Source organism: Salicibibacter cibarius, from assembly GCF_016495725.1.
GTDB classification, from domain to species: domain Bacteria; phylum Bacillota; class Bacilli; order Bacillales; family Marinococcaceae; genus Salicibibacter; species Salicibibacter cibarius.
Map to the genome: position 1 here is coordinate 1,581,964 of NZ_CP054705.1, position 23,748 is coordinate 1,605,711.

The following is a 23,748-nucleotide window of genomic DNA, read 5'->3' on the forward strand; positions in this document are numbered from 1 at the left end:
CTTTACCTCCGGGTATGTTAATAAACGTGGAGGTGATTAGAAATGGCAAGACAAAACCAAAACCAAAATCAACAGCGTCAAAACCAACAGCAGAATAATCAGCAAAACGAGAACCAGCAGAACGAGAATCAGCAGAATAACCAAAACCAGAACCAACAAAACAATAAGCAGAACAACCAACAAAACCAACAAAACAACAACAATCAGTAAGCCGCAAGCGGAATGGGAGCGTCCTTTATCGGATGGCTCCCATTTTATTTTTACCATTTTTCCCTTCCTTTAAGTTACAGAAGCGTGGTCTAACTCCCCCGTCTTTAGACGGGATACGCTTTTAGCCTTGCTTTTCCCTGTCCATACTTAAACTGAGGTGAAAGTATGGATGGGTATCGGAAAAGCAGTCATACGGTCTATGATATCAAGTACCACGTAATCTGGGTAACAAAATATAGATATCAAGTGTTGCGGGGAGATATCGCTCACCGTGTCAGGGAATTGATTAGACAGGGGTGCGAAGCAAGGAATATTACGATATTGCAAGGAAGCGTAGGCAAGGACCATATTCACTTGTTGTTATCATGCCCGCTGAGTATCGCCCCAAGTAAAATCATGCAATATCTCAAAGGAAGATCATCGAGATTATTGCAAGATGAATTCCCAGCTCTGAAGAAAAGGTACTGGGGGCAACACTTATGGGCAAGAGGATATTTTTGTGCCACCGTAGGAAATGTGACCGAAGAAATCATTAGAAACTATATCGAAAATCAATCAACTGAGAGAAGGGATGATATCTTCGGGATTGATGAATGAATTCAGTCTCATTTAGTGAGCTTGAGCTTAAGGTCTTTCAGCGGACTTCAGTCTGAACAGCGACTTTCAGTCGCGGACATTTATGTCCAAATCCACCTGCTTTAGCAGGTGGTCGTTTAAGTAACAGTTGGGATATAACAGCAAGCAAGGGTAATTCAATAAGCGGTCCGATGACCAAAGCCAACGCCACCAAAGGCTCATTCGGAAAAGCAGTGAGCGCGATCGCCAAAGAAATCGGGGAATTTCTTGCAATAATTGTTAATTGGAAACTCGCGGCATCTGCATAGGTAAATGTTAAAATCCGGCTGATACCACGCCCGATTCCATAATTAATAATGAAAAAAAGGAGAATTGGGATGAGCAAAAGAAAAAGCAGTTCAAGATTATTGAATAAATAAGAGCCTTGGGAAGCGAACATAGCCATTATCGCTAATGATAAGAAAATGATCTGGCCGTTCGCGAAAAATGGAACCCATGTTTTTTGGAACGCCTTTTTATTTTTCAACAAATAACGTGTAAGGCAAGCAGCGACAAAAGGAACAGTTAAAACGAGAATGACGCTTTCCACGATCGTCGTGACATCGACCATCTCCATCGTTCCGGCGAAAATGAACAAATACACGGGGAGAAGCAATAATTGCAGAATAAGATTGATCGGAAGGACGGATGTAGATAGCGGAACATTTCCCTTCGCGATCCCTGTGAACACCAAATACCAGTCGGTGCACGGCGTCACCATCAACATGATAAAACCGATCCACAGCGCCGGGTGATCAGCTAGAAAGAGAGCACCCAATCCCCATGCCAACAGCGGTGTCCAGATAAAGTTGACGATTGTGTTCGCAGTTAAAAACGTAAGGTTTCGAAAAGCGCTTTTTATTTGGTGGAGAGGGATTCCCAGAAAGATGCCGTACAACATGAGCAAAAGAAACGGTGTGACGAAAAGCGCTGCATATTGTTCGGCGATCGGGATTTGTCCCAGTGACAATCCCAAACCAACAGCAATTAAAATGATGAATGTTTGTAATTTTTCCAACGTCCCCATAAATAAGTAACCTCAATCATCGATGCCAGAGGGGAAGAAAAATATCCCCTTCCGGTCTAATCTCAATGATCATCTTCCTGGTGGTAAGTGAAATAACTTTCCACCAGTCGATCCAAGTGGTCCAGTTGCGAATTATATTCGATAATGTAAGCGATGAGCGGAAGAAGGTTCAGCCATTCTTCTCGGCTGAGTTCCTTATGATCATACGAATTCATAAATGACTCTGTTAACGACTCATTGCCTTCATCCGCTTCTTCACTCATAAAATCAGTCATTTGCGTCGTTACTTTACCGGAATAACGCGCCAAAATACGCCCGTGGTAATTGGTAAGGTGATCCATCTGCTGTTGGACAAGCCGTTGCATATGTTCGGGAAGGTGATAAAAATCGTTTTCTCGCTCATCGAGGGAACCGAGTACATGGATGAGTTCCCTTGTGGCTGTCAACATCTCCCGAAAAAGGACAACTCTCCTTGCTTTTGCAAATTTGGTTTTCCTGAAATAATTGCGTTCTTCTTTGTAAAATAAATAAAGTTGGTCCAATTTCACAAGCTTTTCACGTGATTCATCCAAGTCTTCCCGCCTTGCTTGAACATTTGTGTCCTGGCGTGTGATTAACCGGATCCAACGGGCGGCGTTCTCCGTTGTAGCGAAAATCTCGTCGTACAGTTTATTTTCATACTTTGGCGGCAAGAAAAACAAGTTCACGAGAAAAGCAGAAAAGACCCCGAGCATAATCAGAGAAAAACGGGACAAGGCGAACATGGCGTATCCGTCATCGGGGCTGTTCCCCATAATGATCACAATCGTTACAATTGTGACCGGTATCGTGGATGAATCCAGGCCGAGCTTTAATATAATGGCGATCGAGATCATAACTACAACACCGATCACGAAAGGCTCCTGTCCAAAGGCGAGTCCGAAAATAACTGCCAAAGCAGCCCCGATCAGATTTGCTTGTACTTGATGAAGAATTCTTTGATACGTACGGTAAATGGATGGTTGAATCGTCAACCCTGCGGTTAATCCTGCAAAAAACGCAGGCTCCAACCCAAGTAAATGGGCGGCATAAAGGGCGATTACAACAGCCAATCCCGTCTTAAATATACGGGCGCCAAATTTCATGGAATAGCGGCGCTCCTTTCATACTGGAAATGAGATGTGGGAGGTGGGAAAATGATGAACCTCCCCTCCGATTAATCAGTTGGTGGTTCCGATTGGTTTTTATAAGCTTCTTTTGCTTCATGAACCGGGCGCTTCTCAATGAAGTAAAGGATGGCGGCTTTACATAACCCCCATGTAGCCGTTGCCGCCAATGTTCCGGAGATGGCATGGCCGGCGACCGGAAACGTCACTTTGCTTAAAGACCTTGCTAACTGGCGAAACGCAAAAGCGGTACCAACATTAGCGCCTATCGCGCCCAAAAATTCGGCCATCGATTTTCTGTCCAACTTCCTCCCCGACACGTAAGCAATGCCGGCGATCATGGACATTTGTATGCCGGTAATGACCGGCAAGTCTGCCAATGGAATCGGTTGGGCGCCAACGCCGCCGGTGATCGCGGATGCACTTTTACCGATCGTTTTGGCAATTCGGATTTGAATCGTTTTCGCCTGGGTAATGCGTGCCCATTGCATCCATGTGCTCCCCGGCAGCTGTTCGAGCAAAAAATCGATCAGCTCATCAATGTTCCAACGTCGGTCATAGACCATTTCCCCGTTTTTAAACGCAGTATAAGCACAAACCGGAAGAATGCCGGTAACTTCGGGCAAATGCTTCTTTAACATATGTTCCATATGGTCGCTCGCGTGTTCAATGTTGGCAACTTTTTCTTCATCAAAGGGAGGATCGGTATCATAAACCGGGTCAAGCTCATCTACTTGGGTGACAATGCCGATCACCGGAGGCAGATAATCATGTTTCTTTTTAATGATTTCCCGAAGTTTTTTTAACTGCTCAATATCTTCAGTAACACGGGCATCTACTTCTTTTGCTTTCACGAGGAATAAAATAGCATCGGGATAGCGGGAAGAAAGTGCTTCTTGCCAAACATCTTCTTCCGTTTGGGTAAAGCGTGTTTCATCCCCTTCTCCGAAACCACGTGTATCCAACACCTCCATAACGGCTTTTTGCGAGGTGTTTTTGTAAGTATGCCAAGCCCCCCGTTCGGTTTCCGCGGTAACCGCGCCGACCTCAGCTACCGGCGCTTGGAAAATGGCATTCACGAGCGTTGATTTGCCCGCGCCCCGCCTTCCGATGATGGCAAAACGAGGGGGCCGCGAATCGACAAACAGTTCTTCGAGCCGCTCCACCTCTCCAATGACACGTTTTTGGATATTCGAAGGCAATTTTGGAATGATTTTTTTTCGGAATAAGCGTAACGGCTCCTCCAAATATTCTTTCTGTTCGTCATCATGCATAGGTGTCATCCCTTCTTAATTGCTTGAAAAGCGGTTTCAGCCGCATCGAGGGTTGCGGTAATATCTTCTTCTTTATGCGCGCTCGTCAAAAACCAAGCTTCGAACTTGGAGGGAGCAAGGTGAATGCCTTGTTCCAACATGGAGTGAAAAAACGTCGAAAAATGCGTGCCGTTTGTGGCATCTGCATCGTCATAGTTTTTCACAGGTTGCGAGGTGAAATACAACGTCAACGCCCCTATTTTACGATTGATCTGTACGGGAACTTGAACGTTGTTCGCGATGTTTTGTAATCCGTTTTCAAGTTTTTCCCCGAGTGTTTCCAGTTTATCATATAATTGCTTGTCCTCCAGTACTTCGAGGCAAGCGATACCTGCACTCATGGAGGCGGGATTTCCTGCCATTGTTCCTGCTTGATAGGCCGGTCCCAATGGTGCTACCTCTTCCATGATGCTCGCTTTCCCCCCGTAAGCGCCGATCGGTAATCCACCGCCGATAATTTTTCCCATCGCGGTTAAATCGGGATAAACACCGAGAAGATCTTGAGCTGCTCCATAGTGAAAGCGGAAGGCCGAAATTACTTCATCGTAAATAACGAGCGCTCCGGCATCATGTGTTATTTCGTTCACTTTTTCGAGAAAACCGGGTTCAGGTTCCACAATGCCGAAATTGCCGACAATCGGTTCAACGAGAACAGCTGCAATGTCATCGCCGAAAGATTCAAGTGCTTCTCGATAACTTTCAATATCATTAAAAGGCACTGTGATGATTTCTTTTGCCGTATTACTCGTAACACCGGCCGAATCCGGAGATCCTAATGTTGCGGGGCCCGATCCGGCAGCGACGAGAACCGGATCGGAATGTCCGTGATAGCATCCGGCAAATTTAATGATTTTATCCCGTCCTGTATAGGCGCGTGCAACACGGACGGTCGTCATTACGGCTTCTGTGCCGGAGTTGACGAAGCGTACCTTTTCTAGGGAAGGGATAGCAGCCTTTAATTTCTTCGCAAAATTGTTTTCCAAAGCAGTTGGTGTGCCATAAAGGACACCGGATTGCGCCGCGTTGGTGATGGCTTTTGTAATGTGTGGGTGGGCATGTCCGGTAATGATTGGTCCATAACCGCCAATATAATCAATATAGGCGTTTCCGTCCACATCATAAAGATACGCGCCTTCCCCTTTTTCCATAAACACAGGCGTACCCCCGGAAACGCCTTTGAAGGCGCGTGAAGGACTGTTCACCCCGCCAACGAGATGGCTCTCGGCTTCTTTATATAATTCTTTAGAGTGTTGAATGTTCATTAGGTGTCCCTCCAACTTGGTCAAATGCTTTTTATCTATTTTACCAGAGTATGATTAGACAAAACATGAATGAAGCAGGCATAATGGAATCAGACGCAGAAAAAAGATTTAAGAAGGAGATGGAATACGTGGACCTGACAGACAAGCAAGCCCCCGATTTTACATTGCAAGCAAACGACGGCTCGGAAGTGACGTTAAGCGATTATCGGGGACAAACGGTTGTATTGTATTTTTACCCGAAAGACATGACCCCGGGATGTACGACGCAAGCATGTGATTTTCGGGATGCAATTCCCGATCTGCAAGCAGAGGATGTCGTCGTTCTTGGCGTTAGTCCGGACCCGATAGAGAAACATGAAAAATTTGCAACCAAACATGAACTCCCGTTTTTGCTGTTGTCCGACCCGGAACAATATGCAGCGAATAAATACGGGGTATGGCAATTAAAAAAGAACTTCGGGAAAGAATCCATGGGGATTGTTCGCTCTACATTTGTGATCGATCCGGACGGGATTGTCACGAAAGAATGGCGAAAAGTTCGTGTGGATGGCCATGTCGACGAAGTCCGTGCTTATTTGGCGGAAAAAAGCGAAGCGTAGCCAACCGTTGTGTGAAAATGTGATGTTGGGAAAGGTTATGAAGCACAGATATTTGCTATACTATAGTAAGAGATCCTTCGTTTGATCTTCTAACTCTTTACGAGATAATTTTTGGCAGGTAAGAAAGGATAAATCAACTTTCTTACCTGCATAAGTTGGGCTAAGGCTTTTCGCCATAAAAGCTTGGCGAAAAGCCAAGTTTTCTAATGGGGGGATGGGGCTGATGCATTTATTCGTATGCATTGTCAATGATGTATATCGGGATCATATGGAAAGCAGGTTGCAAAATGAGGGTTTTCGCATTACGGAATTGGCGAGTAGCGGAGGTTTCCGGCGCAAGGGCAATACAACGTTTTTAATCGGTTGTAATGAACGGGATATCGAGCAATTGAAGAGCTCCATGAAAGACGCTTGCCTCCAATTGGAAAAGAAAAAGAAAATCGAAGGGCGCCATCGCTATCGTTATACGTCTTTTATGTTAAACACATCTGAAGGAGAAGACTGGTTGTCTCTATATAATCAATGATAGTGAAAGAAGGCCTTTTCGTTGACAACCAACATTACATTCCGTTACAGTTAAATTGTATATTAAATTGGAATAATTGTTGTTGAAAGAGGGGTGCATGACGACAATGGAGAATGAAAATCTTCAAAAAGCGGTTGAATCGTTAAAAGTAGCCAAAGTTCGAATGACGCCGCAACGTCATGCGATTTTAGAATTTATGTTTGAAACCATGAGTCACCCTACTGCGGATGAAATTTATAAAGCGCTTGAGGAAAAATTTCCGAATATGAGCGTTGCGACGGTATATAATAACCTTCGTGTATTTAAGGAAGTCGGGATTGTTAATGAATTGACATACGGCGATTCCTCCAGTCGTTTCGACGCGGCGACGGATACCCATTACCACATTATATGTAAAGACTGCGGGAAGATCGTAGATTTTCATTATCCTGTCTTGGATGAAGTGGAAACGTTAGCAGAGCATGTAACGAATTTTCAAGTGGACTCCCATCGTATGGAGATATACGGAAAATGCCCGTCGTGCACGACTAAAGAGCCGGTTCGCGCATAAAATCCCCGCATCCATTATCGATGTGGGGATTTGTTATATTGGTACATTTATGCGTCAACACTAAAATCTATGGTTGACAAATGGGTCATGCACTATGATAACCGCTACGGCGCCTTCCGTGGGCCCTTAGCTCAGCCTCCTCGTTAGAAAACTTGGCTTTTCGCCAAGCTTTTATGGCGAAAGCCTTAGTAGCACTTACGCAGGTAAGGAAGTTGATTTTTATTTTCTTAACCGGCAAAAAAGACGTTCGCTTTTTTCTGCGGGGTCTTCCCGCTGCGCTTTCCCACAGGCGTCTCCGTGTTTTTCCTCCGCTAAGCTAGTGTTATTGCCATAATTATTCACTGATATCTACGATAGATTTTGATGAAGAGCCACATTTATTGTTGGAAGTTTTTGCGATTATAACGCGCATCCAACTCTTTTCCTTCCAGTTTTGGGTCAAGCGTCAACGGTTCATCACAGTGCATGCATGCATCAACGCGTCCCAGTATTTTCGTTTGCTTTTCACAGTTGGGGCATATGACTTGGACGGTTTTCGTTGATTTCATTCCGATCCACAAATAAACGAGAGAGCTGGATATCACGGATAAAAATCCGATGACCATCGCGATGGACATGAGGATGGGGCTGTTGCTAAATACGAAGATGGCAATATACATAATGAAGATACCGATGAATATTAAAGCCATCGCAAACGTACGAATCCGATTGATTTTCGCCACGGTGTTACCTCCTTGCTTCGGCCCCGCGTGTTTTCAGGCCTTGCTTGTCATTGTATCACATCTTGTGATTGTTAAACCATCGCTGTTTATGGGGCGAAAAAGAGGAGTGTTCCAAAGTTCATCGTTTCGACATACGATGGTCCGGGAGCATATAAGCAGCTTCGTGAAAACTTAAATAGGAAAAATTAAAATAAACAGTTGACGGCATCTGCCCTACATGATATCTTAGTATTCGCGTCAGAAGGGAAAGGGTATTTTCACCTCTTGACGGAAGATAATTTATTTGCTATTGTAAATAGGTCGCTTTAAACAGCGGCATCAACATTTGCCCCTTGAAAACTGAATGAAAGCCAAGCGAACGAAAGAAAGAAGCAAGGAGTCAGCGCTTTGCCACCCCCGTGAGCGAAGCGGAACTTAACATTTATGGAGAGTTTGATCCTGGCTCAGGACGAACGCTGGCGGCGTGCCTAATACATGCAAGTCGAGCGGGCCACCGGAGGTGCTTGCACCTCCGGCTGGTCAGCGGCGGACGGGTGAGTAACACGTGGGCAACCTGCCTTTGAGTTTGGGATAACACCGGGAAACCGGTGCTAATACCAAATCGGTCCTTACTCGCGCCTGCGAGCGAGGAGAAAGACGGTCAATGGCCGTCGCTCAAAGAGGGGCCCGCGGCGCATTAGCTGGTTGGTGGGGTAAGGGCCTACCAAGGCGACGATGCGTTGCCGACCTGAGAGGGTGATCGGCCACACTGGGACTGAGACACGGCCCAGACTCCTGCGGGAGGCAGCAGTAGGGAATCATCCGCAATGGGCGCAAGCCTGACGGTGCAACGCCGCGTGAGTGAGGAAGGTTTTCGGATCGTAAAGCTCTGTTGTGAGGGAAGAACAGCTTTTGGAGGAAATGCCAAGGGTTTGCCGGTACCTCACCAGAAAGCCACGGCTAACTACGTGCCAGCAGCCGCGGTAATACGTAGGTGGCAAGCGTTGTCCGGAATTATTGGGCGTAAAGGGCACGCAGGCGGTGAGGCAAGTCTGATGTGAAAGGCCGGCGCTTAACGCCGGAATGGCATTGGAAACTGCCTGACTTGAGTACAGAAGAGGAGAGTGGAATTCCACGTGTAGCGGTGAAATGCGTAGAGATGTGGAGGAACACCAGTGGCGAAGGCGACTCTCTGGTCTGTGACTGACGCTGAGGTGCGAAAGCGTGGGGAGCGAACAGGATTAGATACCCTGGTAGTCCACGCCGTAAACGATGAGTGCTAGGTGTTAGGGGTTTCGATACCCGTAGTGCCGAAGCAAACGCAATAAGCACTCCGCCTGGGGAGTACGACCGCAAGGTTGAAACTCAAAGGAATTGACGGGGGCCCGCACAAGCGGTGGAGCATGTGGTTTAATTCGAAGCAACGCGAAGAACCTTACCAGGCCTTGACATCCTCTGACCGCCTTGGAGACAAGGTATCCCTTTTGGGCAGAGAGACAGGTGGTGCATGGTTGTCGTCAGCTCGTGTCGTGAGATGTTGGGTTAAGTCCCGTAACGAGCGCAACCCTTGAATGTCGTTGCCAGCATTAAGTTGGGCACTCGACATTGACTGCCGGTGACAAACCGGAGGAAGGCGGGGATGACGTCAAATCATCATGCCCCTTATGGCCTGGGCGACACACGTGCTACAATGGACGGTACAACGGGCAGCGAAGCCGCGAGGTGGAGCCAATCCCCAAAAAAGCCGTTCTCAGTTCGGATTGCAGGCTGCAACCCGCCTGCATGAAGCTGGAATCGCTAGTAATCGCGGATCAGCATGCCGCGGTGAATACGTTCCCGGGCCTTGTACACACCGCCCGTCACACCACGAGAGCCGGCAACACCCGAAGTCGGTGAGCGAACCCTTATGGGACGCAGCCGCCGAAGGTGGGGCCGGTGATTGGGGTGAAGTCGTAACAAGGTATCCCTACCGGAAGGTGGGGATGGATCACCTCCTTTCTAAGGAGCACCACGGCCCCTCGGTGAAGGGGCCGGAGGCCAAGCGCTTAGGCTTTCATTCAGTTTTGAGCGGGCAACTGCTCAAGTGGGAAAGGCGTTCTTTGAAAACTGAATAACGCGATAAAGCTTGAAACGACACACACCGGGTGTCAAAAAAGAAACGAGCGTTTCTTGGAAGAAAGGCCCATGCCTTGTGTGGTTAAACAAGGAAGGGCGCACGGTGGATGCCTTGGCACTAGGCGCCGATGAAGGACGGGACGAACACCGAAATGCTTCGGGGAGCTGTAAGTATGCTTGGATCCGGAGATGTCCGAATGGGGGAACCCCTTCTCCGTCATGGGAGAAGATCATCTGCCCAAAGGATTAAGCAGATGAAGGCAGACCCGGCGAACTGAAACATCTTAGTAGCCGGAGGAAGAGAAAGCAAACGCGATTTCCTGAGTAGCGGCGAGCGAAACGGAAGCGAGCCCAAACCGGACGGCTAGCCCGTCCGGGGTTGTAGGACACGCCATACGGAGTAAGAAAGGGGCAGTGTAGCGGAAGCGACTTGGAACGGTCCGCCACAGAAGGTAAGCGCCCTGTACGCGAAACACAGCCCTCTCCGGCGTGGATCCTGAGTACGGCGGGTCACGAGCAACCCCGTCGGAAGCAGGGAGGCCCATCTCCCAAGGCTAAATACGACCTAGTGACCGATAGTGAACCAGTACCGTGAGGGAAAGGTGAAAAGCACCCCGGGAGGGGAGTGAAAGAGAACCTGAAACCGTGTGCCTACAGGTGGTCAGAGCCCATTCAAGGGTGATGGCGTGCCTTTTGTAGAATGAACCGGCGAGTGACGATGGCGTGCGAGGTTAAGTTGAAGAGACGGAGCCGCAGCGAAAGCGAGTCTGAAAGGGGCGTATGGAGTACGTCGTCGTCGACCCGAAACCGTGTGATCTACCCATGTCCAGGGTGAAGGTCGGGTAACACCGACTGGAGGCCCGAACCCACGTAAGTTGAAAATTACGGGGATGAGGGGTGGGTAGGGGTGAAATGCCAATCGAACACGGAGATAGCTGGTTCTCCCCGAAATAGCTTTAGGGCTAGCCTCGGATGAGAGAGTCCTGGAGGTAGAGCACGGATTGGATGAGGGGTCCCCACAGGATTACCGAGTTCAGTCAAACTCCGAATGCCAGCGACTTGTTCTCCGGGAGTCAGACGGCGAGTGCTAAGATCCGTCGTCAAGAGGGAAACAACCCAGACCACCGGCTAAGGTCCCCAAGTATGGATTAAGTGGGAAAGGATGTGGCGTTGCTTAGACAACCAGGATGTTGGCTTAGAAGCAGCCATCATTGAAAGAGTGCGTAATAGCTCACTGGTCGAGTGACGCTGCGCCGAAAATGTACCGGGGCTAAATCCATCACCGAAGCCGTGGCCCGGCGCTCAACACGTTGAGTGCCGGGGGTAGGGGAGCGTTCTGTGTGCGGGGAAGGTCGACCGAGAGGACGGCTGGAGCGCACAGAAGTGAGAATGCCGGTATGAGTAGCGAAAAGAAGGGTGAGAATCCCTTCCGTCGAAAACCTAAGGTTTCCTGAGGAAGGTTCGTCCGCTCAGGGTTAGTCGGGACCTAAGCCGAGGCCGAAAGGCGTAGGCGATGGATAACTGGTGGAAAGTCCAGTACCACCGATGGCTGTTGGACCGAAGGGGGGACGCAGAAAGGTAGGGCGAGCGTGCTGCTGGAGTAGCACGTCGAAGCGACCGAGGCTGTTGGGCAGGCAAATCCGCCCAACGCGAAGGCTGAGGCGTGAGCGCGAGGGAATTAAAGTACCGAAGTCCCTGATCCTCCGCTGCCGAGAAAAGCCTCTAGGAAGGCCATGGGTGCCCGTACCGCAAACCGACACAGGTAGGTGGGATGAGAATTCTAAGACGCGCGGGATAACTCTCGTTAAGGAACTCGGCAAAATGACCCCGTAACTTCGGGAGAAGGGGTGCTCTTGCGGGTGATGAGCCCGCGGGAGCCGCAGTGACAAGGCCCAAGCGACTGTTTACCAAAAACACAGGTCTCTGCGAAGTCGAAAGACGATGTATAGGGGCTGACACCTGCCCGGTGCTGGAAGGTTAAGAGGAGGCGTTAGCCGAGAGGCGAAGCGTCGAATTGAAGCCCCAGTAAACGGCGGCCGTAACTATAACGGTCCTAAGGTAGCGAAATTCCTTGTCGGGTAAGTTCCGACCCGCACGAAAGGTGCAACGACTTGGGCACTGTCTCAACGAGAGACCCGGTGAAATTATATGACCTGTGAAGATGCAGGTCCCCCGCGACTGGACGGAAAGACCCCATGGAGCTTTACTGTAGCTTGATATTGGGTTTTGATATGGCTTGTACAGGATAGGCAGGAGCCTAGGAAGCCGGAGCGCTAGCTTCGGCGGAGGCGCTGGTGGGATACTGCCCTTGCGATATGAAAATCCTAACCTCGAACCGTGAGCCGGTTCAGGGACAGTGTCTGGTAGGCAGTTTGACTGGGGCGGTCGCCTCCTAAATGGTAACGGAGGCGCCCCAAGGTTCCCTCAGAATGGTTGGAAATCATTCGCAGCGTGCAAAGGCAGAAGGGAGCTTGACTGCGAGACATACAGGTCGAGCAGGGACGAAAGTCGGGCTTAGTGATCCGGCGGCCCCGCATGGAAGGGCCGTCGCTCAACGGATAAAAGCTACCCTGGGGATAACAGGCTAATCTCCCCCAAGAGTCCACATCGACGGGGAGGTTTGGCACCTCGATGTCGGCTCATCGCATCCTGGGGCTGAAGTCGGTCCCAAGGGTTGGGCTGTTCGCCCATTAAAGCGGTACGCGAGCTGGGTTCAGAACGTCGTGAGACAGTTCGGTCCCTATCCGTCGCGGGCGCAGGAAATTTGAGAGGAGCTGTCCTTAGTACGAGAGGACCGGGATGGACACACCGCTGGTGTACCAGTTGTTCCGCCAGGAGCATAGCTGGGTAGCTACGTGTGGATCGGATAAGTGCTGAAAGCATCTAAGCACGAAGCCGACCTCAAGATGAGATTTCCCGCGAGACCCCTTAAAGACGATAAGGTAGATAGGTCTGGTGTGGACGCGTGGCGACACGTGGAGCTGACAGATACTAATCGGTCAAACGGTTTATCCACCCATGGGTCACCCGGAAGCCGTCGGTCAAGCTTAAGCGTTATTCAGTTTTGGGAGAATGGCTTTCCTATTTTTAAAAGAAGTCCTTGAAAGTTATAGAAAAATGTACTAAACTAATGTTGTCTGTTCGGCCAACATGACATTCCACAGTAGCTCAGTGGTAGAGCAACCGGCTGTTAACCGGTAGGTCGCTGGTTCGAATCCTGCCTGTGGAGCCATCATGGAGAGCTGTCCGAGTGGCCGAAGGAGCACGATTGGAAATCGTGTAGGCGGCAACCCCGTCTCGAGGGTTCGAATCCCTCGCTCTCCGCCATTCCAGAATACATAGTACAGATGCCAGAATTCAGAAACTGATCGCTCTGATATCCGGTTTCCGACATCTGATATCCGTTATGGCCCGTTGGTCAAGGGGTTAAGACACCGCCCTTTCACGGCGGTAACGCGGGTTCGAATCCCGCACGGGTCACCATATTATTTTCATATCGCGGGGTGGAGCAGTCAGGTAGCTCGTCGGGCTCATAACCCGGAGGTCGAAGGTTCGAATCCTTCCCCCGCAACCAATATCGTTTGCGAAGCAAACATCAGTAGTACTCTGGAGTGCAACCAATTATCTTTTTTGTTACATATGACGATCTTTTTCATTAAATGAACAACCGGGCCTGTGGTGTAGCGGTTAACATGCCTGCCTGTCACGCAGGAGATCGCGGGTTCGAATCCCGTCAGGCCCGCCATATACATATATTGGCTCGATAGCTCAGTCGGTAGAGCAGTAGACTGAAAATCTACGTGTCGGCGGTTCGATTCCGTCTCGAGCCACCACTTTGTCTGCCGGTCTAGCTCAATTGGCAGAGCAACTGACTTGTAATCAGTAGGTTGGGGGTTCAATTCCTCTGGCCGGCACCATTCTGGAAATTAGAAGAGTGAGGTTGGAATTTGGATTTCAAACCTTCAACATCTACCCTTTAACATCTAAACCGGAGGAGTAGCGAAGTTGGCCAAACGCGGCGGACTGTAAATCCGCTCTCTCCGAGTTCGGCGGTTCGAATCCGTCCTCCTCCACCATTCAGGGGTATAGTTTAATGGCAAAACAGAGGTCTCCAAAACCTCCGATGTGGGTTCGATTCCTACTACCCCTGCCATTTCATAATCGCTGATGGCGGTTGTGGCGAAGAGGTTAACGCACCGGATTGTGGCTCCGGCATTCGTGGGTTCGAGTCCCATCAACCGCCCCATTATTGGGCCATAGCCAAGCGGTAAGGCATCAGGTTTTGGTCCTGAGATGCGCTGGTTCGAATCCAGCTGGCCCAGCCAATGCGGGAGTAGTTCAGCGGTAGAACACCACCTTGCCAAGGTGGGGGTCGCGAGTTCGAATCTCGTCTTCCGCTCCAAGTTTTGTGGCGGCATAGCCAAGTGGTAAGGCAGGGGACTGCAAATCCTCTACGCCCCGGTTCAAATCCGGGTGCCGCCTCCATTAAATGTGTAGAATCATGCCGGGGTGGTGGAATTGGCAGACACACAGGACTTAAAATCCTGCGGTCGGTAAACGACCGTGCCGGTTCGAGTCCGGCCCTCGGTACCATTATAAAGACAAAAACTTGCAATATAAAAGAAAAAAACACTCATTTGTTTGATGGGTGTTTTTTTCGAGAGGCAAAGGAGCAGCCATGACGAAAATTAGTGTTGAAGTGAAAAAATTGCACAAAGATGCTGTGATTCCAACGTATGGTAGCTTATTTGCCGCCGGTTTTGATCTTTATGCCACTGAAGATATGGTCATCGCACCCGGTGAAACAAAAATGGTGCAATTAGGGTTAGCGTTTGCCATTCCCGTCGGTTTTGAAATACAGATTCGCCCACGCAGCGGAGTCTCAATTAAAACGAAACTGCGTATACCGAACAGCCCGGGAACGATTGATGCTGATTATCGTGGCGAGGTCGCTATTCCTTTAGAGAACCATAACTCAGGTGCATCAGAAGAAGGCATTTATTTTATTGACGGCAGTATAGGAGATTTGGCCGGCGTTCCGGACGGTTCATATTTTATTCGGAAACATGACCGTATTGCGCAAGGCGTATTAAAAGAAGTCCCGCAGGCTCTATTTGCCGAAGTTGATGAACTGGACAACACGGAGCGAGGCAGTGGCGGTTTTGGGTCTACGGGAACTCGATAAAATAGAGCAGTGCAAAATTTTTTCTGGGATAATTTCCTCAAATGCTTGCAATGACCGCTCCTTCCGTGCTATATTATTACTTGTCGACGAAAAACATTCATGGCGATGTGGCGGAATTGGCAGACGCGCGTGACTCAAAATCACGTTTCTACGGAAGTGTGGGTTCGAGTCCCACCATCGCTACCAATTAATGTACTTATGATGGTAGATATAACGATTAATCATTCGGAAAATCGATGCTACGACAGGCACTTCGTCAATCCTTTGGATTGAGGGTGCTTTTTTTGTATGTCGGAACGGAGAAGTTTCGTTATTGGCGAAAAGCAAAATCAATACGGAAGGGGAGGAAATTTAAAACGTCGCACAAAAAGTCAAGTTTCCTGAAGGTTATTCGGTTATACTTGAATCGTTAGGTTAGGGGGGATCCGGTTGTCCTATCAAGAGCATGAAAAAACGATTCAAGAAGCGTTGAATTTTATTGAACAACACCTGACAGATCATATGCAGCTTTCTTCTTTAGCGAAACATGTTGGTTATTCAAAGTTTCACTTTCACCGTATTTTTCGGAAGATAATTGGGAAATCAGTTGTTGATTATATAAGGGAACGCCGGATGACCCGAGCAGCGGAGGATTTGATTGCCACTGATCAAAGGGTGATTGATATTGCTTTGCGGTACCGTTTTGGTTCGCAGGAGTCCTTTACAAAAGCCTTTAAGAAAGGATATGACATGGCACCGGGACGTTATCGGAAATTACTCAGGAAACTAATTGATGAGGAGGAATCTAATGTGGTTAAAAATAGTAACGCACCAGCAGGTTGGATTATGACAGGGGAGCCGATGAACCTGTCAATTTGAATTTTGAAAGCAGGGGGGCTTGTATGAGCGATGAAAAACCATAATGATAAAAAGAACCGTTATATTCCTAGATTGATCATTTCTTTTTTTTAGAAATTTATTTTAGGGTTCATGAAACGGCCTCTATTGTAGAATAATCAAGCCCAACTCTCTTTGTGACATAAGAGAATTGGGCTTTTTACATGACGTGCCTCAATAAATTTCGTAGCTTTGTCCTGTCTGCGCACCTTCAACGCTTTTTCTAAAAGCGAGTGCTGCTTTACTTACCGGAATTGGGTCAAACCCTGGAAAGTATGCACGGAGTCCTTCCGGCGATTCCTGAAAAACGGTTCCACTGACACTGTTAATTCGTATCCCCCTGGGCATCTCTATCGCTGCTGATTTTGCAAAGGATTTTACCGCTCCGTTTGCCATTGCAGAAGAAGCACCATGGAGGATAGGTTCATCCATGATAACCCCTGTAGTTAAAGTAAAGCTTCCGTCATCATTTACATGATCCATGCCAAGTAAAACGAGGTTTACTTGCCCTTTTAACTTGCTTTCGATGCTCTCTTCATTCAATTCCGGTGTTATTTCTTCCAGAGCTCCAAAATGGGCATGTCCTGTTGCGCTGATCACTGCATCTACTTTTCCTACTTGTTCAAACATCCTCTTAATGCTATCAGGCTTCGTGATATCCACTTCAACATCAGCGTTATGTCGTGCAGCCCGGATGATTTCATGTTTTCCTTCCAACTCTTTAGCAACGGCATTTCCCAAAAGACCGGTAGCACCGATTAATAGAATCTTCATCTGACTCACCTCTTGTTGTTCGATTACTTGTATTTTATAATGAGATCATAAATCAGTAAAATGAATTATATCGATTGTATCAATCGGTTAAAACGATTTAGAAAAGGTGAAAGCATTGGAAATCAAACAATTGATTACCTTTAATGCAGCTGCAGAAAGCCTGAATTTCACCCAAACAGCAAGGGTGTTGAATTTTGCTCAATCAAGCGTAACAGCTCAAATCAAAGCGCTTGAAGAAGAACTTGGAACCCCGTTGTTCGAACGTTTGGGAAAACGCCTAATTTTGACGGAAGCCGGGCGAAAATTTAAGTTATATGCTCAGAAAATGATCAAGTTGAATGAAGAGGCACAGATGGCTGTAGGTGGAGATGAAGAACCATCGGGAACACTTACGATTGGAGCACAGGAAAGTCAGTGTACGTATCGTCTTCCGTCAATACTCAAAACGTTTAAGAAACAGTACCCTAATGTTGAGCTTATATTTAAACCTGCGCACTCTGATGAAATGGCCAGAGAACAGCTATTGGATGGATCTCTCGATTTTGCCTTTATTATGGACATATCGAAATCCGGGGATGCTCTAAACATAGAGCCTTTGATTCAGGAAGAGATCAAAATGGTCGCTGCTTCGGATCATCCATTACCTGAGAAGTCAAAAATTTGTCTCAAAGATCTGGAACATGAAACGTTTTTACTTACTGAGAACGGATGCTCTTACCGCACGCTGTTAGAAGATTCTTTTCACCAAGCGAAAGTGTACCCATTAAGTAAATTCGAATTTGTTAGTATAGAAGCCATCAAACAATGTGTCATTGCGGGACTGGGAATAGCCGTATTACCGGAAATGGTTGTAGATGAAGACATTAGACAGGGAAGAATGAAGAAGTTGGCATGGAAAAGTACCTCACCGCCTGTTTATACCCAAATGGCTTGGCACAAAGATAAATGGATGACACCTCCATTGCAGGCTTTTATAGAATTAACGCGTGAAACATTTAATAAAAATAAAACTAAAAATGGAGTCGGCTAGTGTAATGTTCCAAAAGTTCTTTCCTACGGTGAAGGGTCAACACAAAAATCTATGGTTGACAAATAGGTGTAATCATTAACGATGGTCACCGCTACGGAAAAACACTGCGCTTTCCCACAGTCTCCGTGTTTTTCCTCCCCTGCGAAGCTTTGAACTTCAGAAAGCTTATCCCATCTTATTAGATGTTGTGCAACTTGGGTTTACCGGAATGCTGGCTCTCTTTTTCAGCTTCTTATTTCATCACCCACGTTACCTTCATCTACCGATGCTTGAGTTGCTATACTGGGATTGCAGTTTTTTGTAGTGCTATTGGTATCATTTTGTTCAGGTAATATACAACACTTGTCCACACCGGATTGATGTTTGCGACAGAGCCAATTTTCGCGGGATAAGCGCAGTTATTTTCTTGGGAGAACTGTTTTTACTCGATGATTTTATTGGCGCTTCTTTAATCATCATTGGAATTGTACTGGCGCAATTAAGAAGCGTTCATGTATGACAATACGATCGGAGCGCGATGGCGGAAAGGTAAATACCATTATGAATAACCCCCGTGTGCTTGTGTGAAAATAACTCAAAAGGGGGTTATTCAATGTATATGTTTATACTGTTAACCATACTGCTATTGGGTACGCTGGGGGTAGCGTACGGAGCGTATGTTATTGCTCGGGAGCTGAGATATAAAAAATAATCACTTCATCTTCGGTCGCGGCTAGGACAGCACGGCCGTTTCTACATGACCGCCGTGTACTTGTTGGAACATCTCGCCGATGTTATCTGTAAGGGCGCGGGTATCGTCGTCGGATAATGACGGACGCAAATAAAGCAATTGCAAGATGTGCTTTGTTTCTAAAGCGACTGCGCTACGCTTGCTGTCGACCATCGGGCTCCCGAAGGCTCTACGCTGATCCACATTCGTTATTTTGCCTTTCATATGATTCATTCTTCCGTTTAATCCTTCGTACTCATCCTTTTCTTCCCCTATTCGAATTTCCACGGGTCCTTGCAACTGCTCCAAGTCATACATGCCGATGGGCATTTGATAATAAAGGGAAAAAAAATTATTCAGCACGATTGCCGAGGAATCTGAGAACGGGAATCCCTTTCCTTGTTTTAAGCGCCGGAAAAGTGCTTCATGGGAGGGGCGATGACGGGTTGGGTCGACACCGATTTGTTTGAATACTTGTCTCCACTCCTTGACGCCTTCATAATAGGTGATAGGTTGTTCGGACAAATCCAGTTCGACAGTCTTTTGAAACAACTCGATACGCCCTTTCAGCTCTTTGGGTGGCGTATCGATAACAATTGACTCGTATTGGATACAACCGATTTTAAAAGAGGGAACGTATTGCTGTAAGTCGGGATGCATTTTAACTTCAATCATAATCGAGCGCACATCTCCTTCATAATTGTAAATGCCTTTATTTTAACATATACAGTAGGTGAGACCCGTGACAAACGCCCAGCTAAAGGAAGAGCTGATTGCATACAGTAAAAGCATTGGCATCGACAAAATTGGTTTTGCCAGTGCAGACCCGTTTTTGACACTGAAAGAACGGTTAAGGACACAACAACAATTAGGTTACCAATCGGGTTTTGAGGAAGCGGACATTGATTTGCGTACGGAGCCTGAACGCTTGTTGCCTTATGCAAAAACGATTATTAGCATCGCCCTTGCTTATCCGGCGAAACTTGAAAATCCACCCAAAGGGGTAAAAGGCAAGCGAAGAGGCATTTTTTGCCGGGCATCTTGGGGAGAAGATTATCACACCGTCCTCAATGATCGTCTGCAAAAATTGGAAGCTTTTATTCACGAACGCGTACCAAGTGCTAAGATGGCGTCCATGGTCGACACAGGCGCCCTATCGGACCGGGCTGTGGCTGAACGTGCCGGGATCGGCTGGAGTGGTAAAAATTGCGCGATCATAACGCCTGAATTTGGCTCGTATGTGTACCTTGGGGACATGATTACGACGATTGCATTTGAACCGGATACTCCGATTGACGATCAATGCGGGTCATGCAATAAATGTGTGGATGCTTGTCCGACAGGCGCGCTCGTGCAAGGGGGTCAATTGGATTCGAATAAATGCATCGCTTTTCTAACGCAGACAAAAGAAATGATTCCCGAACGTTTCAGGAAGAAAATCGGCAATCGTTTGTACGGCTGTGACACTTGCCAAGTTGTTTGCCCCGAAAATAAGGGAAAGGGTGAAGAATACCAGCCGGAATTCACGCCTGACCCGGAAAAAGTGAAGCCGGAGTTATTGCCATTGCTTTCGATTTCAAACCGGGAGTTCAAAGAAAAATACGGAAACATGGCAGGCTCCTGGCGAGGAAAAAAACCAATTCAACGCAATGCGGTGATTGCACTTGGCCATTTCCGCGAAAAGGGAGCGGTCCCCAAGCTGCAATCGTTACTTATTCATGACCCTCGCCCCGTTATTCGCGGTACGGCGGCCTGGTCGCTCGGGAAAATAGGGGAGATCGAAGACAATCATGCAACGCTACAGGTTGCCAATGAACGAGAGGACGATGCTTCCGTGCGTGAAGAGATTCAACAAGCCCTGTCGAAACTCGAAAAGGAAGGGCAGCATTCATAAACATACCTGCGTTCGCGGGAGAAAGGGCGTTAAATATGGAAGAACCATTACTATTCACAGAGATGGAAAGCCCGATCGGCACGCTCACCCTTGTTGCAACCGATAAAGGTTTGAGCCAATTGCTGTTTGGAGATTTTAACGAAACAGGTGCGAAAATCCGAACATGGATGGCGAAAAGAAATATGCGTCGTGAAATCATCCGGGATGATGCCTATTTTACAGAAGCTACAAAACAACTGCAGGAATATTTTCATGGGGAACGACAGGCGTTTAACTTGCCGGTGGATATGCAGGGAACCTCTTTTCAAAAAAGCGTATGGGAAGTACTACAGCGCATTCCTTATGGAGAAACACAATCGTATAAGCAAGTAGCGGTCGCTATTCATTCGCCGAAGGCTGTTCGGGCAATAGGTTCGGCCAATAATAAAAATCCCCTTCCCATTATTGTTCCTTGCCATCGGGTGATCGGGAGCAATGGAGCGATTGTCGGTTATGGTGGCGGGATCGAGAAAAAGAAGAAGCTATTGGAATTGGAAGGTGCTTAGATGGGCTGAAGTTATAGCCTGTCTTTTTTTTGCAGTGATGTTTTTTAAAGCGTAGCGTAGCATAGTGTAGTGACAGAGTGATGTGGAGGGGGGAACAGGTTGGATAGGGAGACGAAGCATTTATTTGAAAAGCATCTCAGTCAATTAAACAAGTGTCATTTAGACGGCACGAAGGTTAAGGCCATGACAGATGAGGAGAGCAAATGCTTTGAACGGGAGCAAAAGCGAATGAAGCTAAGCAATACACGCGTGTTGAAGATGAGTGGACAGATTGTTCCTTATCGATACACATCATGTGGGCATGATCGCACCGTTCATTATATGTATGATTATGCTAGGTTTGTTCTTGCCAACGAACGCTTTTATCTTGAGGAATCAAGAGAATACCGACGATCGGTTTTAAAAGGGAAAAAAATCGTTCAAGATAGACGTCTAGCGGCGCCCAAGTCGGGTGAAATGGAAAGGGGAGTATTCGAATCATTGAATGAAACACAAGCTTCTCTTGAACGGGCTTCCGGCTATAACCGTCTTGAAGCGGTAAAATATGCGGAGCGTTGGTGGAATGCTTATAATCCCCAATATCATCATTTTACGGATAATTGCACGAATTTTATTTCCCAATGTTTAAAAGCAGGGGGGGCGCCGATGCACGGCGTTCCTGACAGGGAGAAGGGTTGGTGGTATACAGGTGACAACTGGAGTTACAGTTGGGCAGTGGCCCATTCTATGCGTTGGCATTTGAGCGGTGCTACGAAGGGGTTGACGGCGAAAGAGGTGGAAAGGGCTACCGATTTACAACCCGGGGATATTATTTGTTACGATTTCGATGGCGATGGTCGCTGGGAGCACAATACGATTGTCGTCATGAAAGATGGGAATCATGAGCCGCTCGTGAATGCCCAAACCGAGAACAGCCGTAATCGTTATTGGAGCTATGAAGACTCCACGGCTTGGACTCCAAATATCGCTTATAAATTTTTTCAAATGAATGGCTAAAAGTGATTGATTGTATGTAATCCCTCAATCGGAGATCGGGCTGCTCCGAGAGGAACAAGAAAGAGAAAGTAATCCCTCTGCCGAAGGTCGAGCTGCTCCGAGAAGAACAAGGGAGAGAAAGTAATCCCTCTGCCGAAGGTCGAGCTGCTCCGAGAAGAACAAGAGAGAAGAAGTAATCCCTCTGCCGAAGGTCGGGCTGCTCTGAGAGGAACAAGAAAGAGAAAGTAATCCCTCAACCGGAAGTCGAGCTGCTCTGAGAGGAACAAGGGAGAAGAAGTAATCCCTCAACCGGAAGTCGAGCTGCTCCGAGAGGAACAAGGGAAACAAAGTAAACCCTGTCCCTTAAAGGAGAAAGATTTTTTGATACAGATCGCCAGGCTTTCCGGGACGGTTCGGGAAGCCTGGAAGTATGCTATACTAAGAGCGTGAATTCATACAAAGGTGGCAAGTGGAATGAGCCTACATATTGTTTTACATGAACCGGAAATTCCGGCTAATACAGGGAACATTGCCAGAACGAGCGCGGGAACCGGGGTGTTTCTCCATTTAATTCACCCTCTGGGATTTTCGACGGAAGATCGCATGTTAAAACGTGCCGGCTGTGATTATTGGCCGCATGTTCTTATTCAGCATCATGATTCTCTTGATGCTTTTTTAGCGGATAAAAAGCGAGAGAGTCTTTATTTCGTTGAAACGACAGGGAGCGTGCCTTATTCATCCTGTGATTACCGGGATGACAAGCACGATTATTATTTTATTTTCGGAAAAGAAACGAAGGGATTGCCGGCAAGTATTGCACGAGCGTATCCGGAGCGCTGCATCCGTTTGCCGCAAAATGATCAAGTGCGGTCGCTCAATCTTTCGAACGCCGTTGCCGTTGTTGTTTATGAAGCATTGCGCCAGCAATCGTTTCCCAGCCTTCAGTGAACAAAAATACCCTTGCAGAAGCAAGGGTATTGGCATTCCATTATTGTTGATGGGGCTTTGAATTGCGTCCGGCTGTCCAGATGGAGACGAGGAAGGCGAGGCAAACGCCGAGTATAAGAAGTATGTCCATTACGAATGGCCTCCTTTTATTATGTAAGTACGCATACAATAATTGCTTTTCCCTTATTATAACGGAAATGATCCTGATTGTATACGGGTACTTTTGACAAAAAGGAGGCGACCTATGCATCCGTTGCCATACTGTGGCTTGGCAAGCTATACTAATTGTGGATGACACGAATAAAGGAGGCGTCGCTACGATGTATGTGGTGATGAATGAACTGAAAGTGGAACCGGATCAAAAAGATCATTTGAAAGCGCGATTTGAAAAAAGCAAAGATCGGATGAAGGATGTGCACGGTTGTTTGGAATTTCTTTTCTTGGAAAGTGAAGAAGAAACGGATACGTTAGTCGTTTATACGAAGTGGGAAGCTAAGGAAGACTACGAAAACTGGCTGGAAAGCGATGCATTCAAAAAAGCACACGGCGGTAAATCTTCCGGTGAACAACAGCCATCAACGACGAACCGTCTACGTTCGTTTGACGTCGTTTTTCATACGTGAATCTTAAAAAACCCGGTTTATGCCGGGTTTCTTTTTAAAAAAATAAGGACGACCTTTTTTCTCAAATGGTTATCGCGTCTTGCTTTCCTGCATAGAATGCAAGACACAAGCAATTAATTCTAAGTC

20 protein-coding genes, 15 tRNA genes and 2 rRNA genes are annotated in these 23,748 nt (G+C 47.4%); 30 read left to right on the forward strand and 7 right to left on the reverse strand.

The window, feature by feature from the left end:
• The first annotated feature begins 42 nt into the window (after nucleotides 1-42).
• Complete coding sequence (locus tag HUG15_RS08290; RefSeq protein WP_200128213.1) at nucleotides 43-210, forward strand: hypothetical protein; 168 nt, start codon at nucleotides 43-45, stop codon at nucleotides 208-210.
• A 165-nt stretch (nucleotides 211-375) separates the two neighbouring features.
• Nucleotides 376-807, forward strand: a complete 432-nt coding sequence (gene tnpA, locus HUG15_RS08295) for an IS200/IS605 family transposase (RefSeq protein ID WP_200128214.1) — start codon at nucleotides 376-378, stop codon at nucleotides 805-807.
• A gap of 37 nt (nucleotides 808-844) precedes the next feature.
• On the opposite strand, the gene HUG15_RS08300 is transcribed toward tnpA, so the two are convergent.
• The 4 genes from HUG15_RS08300 to HUG15_RS08315 form a co-directional block, all read right to left on the reverse strand.
• Nucleotides 845-1,852, reverse strand: coding sequence for an arsenic resistance protein (locus HUG15_RS08300; protein WP_200128215.1), 1,008 nt, complete (start codon nucleotides 1,850-1,852; stop codon nucleotides 845-847).
• Between the two features lie 62 nt (nucleotides 1,853-1,914).
• Nucleotides 1,915-2,976, reverse strand: coding sequence for an FUSC family protein (locus HUG15_RS08305; RefSeq protein WP_200128216.1), 1,062 nt, complete (start codon nucleotides 2,974-2,976; stop codon nucleotides 1,915-1,917).
• Between the two features lie 71 nt (nucleotides 2,977-3,047).
• Nucleotides 3,048-4,271 carry a GTPase family protein gene (locus HUG15_RS08310; protein ID WP_200128217.1) on the reverse strand — a complete coding sequence of 408 codons (1,224 nt, stop codon included), beginning with the start codon at nucleotides 4,269-4,271 and terminating at the stop codon, nucleotides 3,048-3,050.
• Nucleotides 4,272-4,276: 5 nt separating this feature from the next.
• Nucleotides 4,277-5,572: a glutamate-1-semialdehyde 2,1-aminomutase gene (locus HUG15_RS08315; protein WP_200128218.1), complete on the reverse strand. Its 1,296-nt coding sequence runs from the start codon at nucleotides 5,570-5,572 to the stop codon at nucleotides 4,277-4,279.
• A gap of 128 nt (nucleotides 5,573-5,700) precedes the next feature.
• On the opposite strand from HUG15_RS08315, the gene bcp reads away from it, so the two are divergent.
• The 3 genes from bcp to perR all read left to right on the forward strand — a co-directional run bounded on the left by bcp (nucleotide 5,701) and on the right by perR (nucleotide 7,247).
• Nucleotides 5,701-6,171, forward strand: a complete 471-nt coding sequence (gene bcp / locus HUG15_RS08320; protein WP_281393608.1) for a thioredoxin-dependent thiol peroxidase — start codon at nucleotides 5,701-5,703, stop codon at nucleotides 6,169-6,171.
• A 223-nt stretch (nucleotides 6,172-6,394) separates the two neighbouring features.
• Nucleotides 6,395-6,697 carry a cyclic-di-AMP receptor gene (locus tag HUG15_RS08325; RefSeq protein WP_200128219.1) on the forward strand — a complete coding sequence of 101 codons (303 nt, stop codon included), beginning with the start codon at nucleotides 6,395-6,397 and terminating at the stop codon, nucleotides 6,695-6,697.
• A 106-nt stretch (nucleotides 6,698-6,803) separates the two neighbouring features.
• Nucleotides 6,804-7,247 (forward strand): peroxide-responsive transcriptional repressor PerR, encoded by a 444-nt coding sequence (perR, locus tag HUG15_RS08330; protein ID WP_200128897.1) that lies wholly within the window; start codon nucleotides 6,804-6,806, stop codon nucleotides 7,245-7,247.
• A gap of 377 nt (nucleotides 7,248-7,624) precedes the next feature.
• Here the strand turns inward: perR and HUG15_RS08335 are convergent, their stop codons facing one another.
• On the reverse strand, nucleotides 7,625-7,936 hold the full coding sequence (locus HUG15_RS08335) for a DUF2614 family zinc ribbon-containing protein (RefSeq protein WP_200128898.1): 312 nt from the start codon (nucleotides 7,934-7,936) through the stop codon (nucleotides 7,625-7,627).
• A gap of 453 nt (nucleotides 7,937-8,389) precedes the next feature.
• Here HUG15_RS08335 and HUG15_RS08340 point away from each other — a divergent pair.
• From HUG15_RS08340 to HUG15_RS08430, 19 genes are all read left to right on the forward strand, one after another.
• A 16S ribosomal RNA gene (locus HUG15_RS08340) occupies nucleotides 8,390-9,946 on the forward strand.
• Nucleotides 9,947-10,143: 197 nt separating this feature from the next.
• Nucleotides 10,144-13,079, forward strand: a 23S ribosomal RNA gene (locus tag HUG15_RS08345).
• The 16S and 23S rRNA genes sit together here with 14 tRNA genes alongside, the layout of an rRNA operon.
• 141 nt (nucleotides 13,080-13,220) lie before the next feature.
• A tRNA-Asn gene (locus tag HUG15_RS08350) sits at nucleotides 13,221-13,295 on the forward strand.
• A 4-nt stretch (nucleotides 13,296-13,299) separates the two neighbouring features.
• Nucleotides 13,300-13,390: transfer RNA gene (locus tag HUG15_RS08355), tRNA-Ser, on the forward strand.
• Between the two features lie 81 nt (nucleotides 13,391-13,471).
• A tRNA-Glu gene (locus tag HUG15_RS08360) sits at nucleotides 13,472-13,546 on the forward strand.
• Between the two features lie 14 nt (nucleotides 13,547-13,560).
• Nucleotides 13,561-13,637 (forward strand) — tRNA-Met (locus HUG15_RS08365).
• A 95-nt stretch (nucleotides 13,638-13,732) separates the two neighbouring features.
• Nucleotides 13,733-13,808 (forward strand) — tRNA-Asp (locus HUG15_RS08370).
• Between the two features lie 12 nt (nucleotides 13,809-13,820).
• Nucleotides 13,821-13,896 (forward strand) — tRNA-Phe (locus tag HUG15_RS08375).
• A gap of 8 nt (nucleotides 13,897-13,904) precedes the next feature.
• Nucleotides 13,905-13,980: transfer RNA gene (locus HUG15_RS08380), tRNA-Thr, on the forward strand.
• Between the two features lie 73 nt (nucleotides 13,981-14,053).
• Nucleotides 14,054-14,139, forward strand: a tRNA-Tyr gene (locus HUG15_RS08385).
• A 3-nt stretch (nucleotides 14,140-14,142) separates the two neighbouring features.
• Nucleotides 14,143-14,216 (forward strand) — tRNA-Trp (locus tag HUG15_RS08390).
• Nucleotides 14,217-14,233: 17 nt separating this feature from the next.
• Nucleotides 14,234-14,309: transfer RNA gene (locus tag HUG15_RS08395), tRNA-His, on the forward strand.
• Nucleotides 14,310-14,313: 4 nt separating this feature from the next.
• Nucleotides 14,314-14,388 (forward strand) — tRNA-Gln (locus HUG15_RS08400).
• Between the two features lie 2 nt (nucleotides 14,389-14,390).
• Nucleotides 14,391-14,465: transfer RNA gene (locus tag HUG15_RS08405), tRNA-Gly, on the forward strand.
• Between the two features lie 8 nt (nucleotides 14,466-14,473).
• A tRNA-Cys gene (locus HUG15_RS08410) sits at nucleotides 14,474-14,548 on the forward strand.
• An 18-nt stretch (nucleotides 14,549-14,566) separates the two neighbouring features.
• Nucleotides 14,567-14,656 (forward strand) — tRNA-Leu (locus HUG15_RS08415).
• 85 nt (nucleotides 14,657-14,741) lie between these two features.
• The gene (locus HUG15_RS08420; RefSeq protein WP_200128220.1) at nucleotides 14,742-15,248 is read left to right on the forward strand and encodes a dUTP diphosphatase; all 507 of its coding nucleotides are present in this window, start codon (nucleotides 14,742-14,744) and stop codon (nucleotides 15,246-15,248) included.
• A 101-nt stretch (nucleotides 15,249-15,349) separates the two neighbouring features.
• A tRNA-Leu gene (locus HUG15_RS08425) sits at nucleotides 15,350-15,434 on the forward strand.
• Nucleotides 15,435-15,677: 243 nt separating this feature from the next.
• Entirely contained in the window at nucleotides 15,678-16,106 is a 429-nt protein-coding gene (locus tag HUG15_RS08430) for a helix-turn-helix transcriptional regulator (RefSeq protein WP_200128221.1), read from the forward strand.
• 192 nt (nucleotides 16,107-16,298) lie between these two features.
• Here HUG15_RS08430 and HUG15_RS08435 read toward each other — a convergent pair whose 3' ends face one another.
• Nucleotides 16,299-16,898, reverse strand: coding sequence for a short chain dehydrogenase (locus tag HUG15_RS08435; RefSeq protein WP_200128222.1), 600 nt, complete (start codon nucleotides 16,896-16,898; stop codon nucleotides 16,299-16,301).
• A 115-nt stretch (nucleotides 16,899-17,013) separates the two neighbouring features.
• Here HUG15_RS08435 and HUG15_RS08440 point away from each other — a divergent pair, with 115 nt between their 5' ends.
• On the forward strand, nucleotides 17,014-17,928 hold the full coding sequence (locus HUG15_RS08440; protein ID WP_200128223.1) for a LysR family transcriptional regulator: 915 nt from the start codon (nucleotides 17,014-17,016) through the stop codon (nucleotides 17,926-17,928).
• Nucleotides 17,929-18,640: 712 nt separating this feature from the next.
• Here HUG15_RS08440 and HUG15_RS08445 read toward each other — a convergent pair.
• Nucleotides 18,641-19,312, reverse strand: coding sequence for a B3/B4 domain-containing protein (locus HUG15_RS08445; RefSeq protein WP_246516556.1), 672 nt, complete (start codon nucleotides 19,310-19,312; stop codon nucleotides 18,641-18,643).
• Nucleotides 19,313-19,379: 67 nt separating this feature from the next.
• On the opposite strand from HUG15_RS08445, the gene queG reads away from it, so the two are divergent.
• The 5 genes from queG (at nucleotide 19,380) to HUG15_RS08470 (ending at nucleotide 23,622) form a co-directional block, all read left to right on the forward strand.
• Nucleotides 19,380-20,531 (forward strand): tRNA epoxyqueuosine(34) reductase QueG, encoded by a 1,152-nt coding sequence (gene queG / locus HUG15_RS08450; RefSeq protein ID WP_200128224.1) that lies wholly within the window; start codon nucleotides 19,380-19,382, stop codon nucleotides 20,529-20,531.
• Nucleotides 20,532-20,566: 35 nt separating this feature from the next.
• A complete protein-coding gene (locus HUG15_RS08455) occupies nucleotides 20,567-21,076 on the forward strand; it encodes a methylated-DNA--[protein]-cysteine S-methyltransferase (RefSeq protein ID WP_246516557.1) in 510 nt (169 codons plus the stop codon).
• 99 nt (nucleotides 21,077-21,175) lie between these two features.
• Nucleotides 21,176-22,072: an amidase domain-containing protein gene (locus HUG15_RS08460; RefSeq protein ID WP_246516558.1), complete on the forward strand. Its 897-nt coding sequence runs from the start codon at nucleotides 21,176-21,178 to the stop codon at nucleotides 22,070-22,072.
• Between the two features lie 453 nt (nucleotides 22,073-22,525).
• On the forward strand, nucleotides 22,526-22,999 hold the full coding sequence (locus tag HUG15_RS08465) for a tRNA (cytidine(34)-2'-O)-methyltransferase (RefSeq protein ID WP_200128225.1): 474 nt from the start codon (nucleotides 22,526-22,528) through the stop codon (nucleotides 22,997-22,999).
• A 320-nt stretch (nucleotides 23,000-23,319) separates the two neighbouring features.
• Complete coding sequence (locus HUG15_RS08470; protein WP_200128902.1) at nucleotides 23,320-23,622, forward strand: antibiotic biosynthesis monooxygenase family protein; 303 nt, start codon at nucleotides 23,320-23,322, stop codon at nucleotides 23,620-23,622.
• Nucleotides 23,623-23,748: the final 126 nt, after the last annotated feature.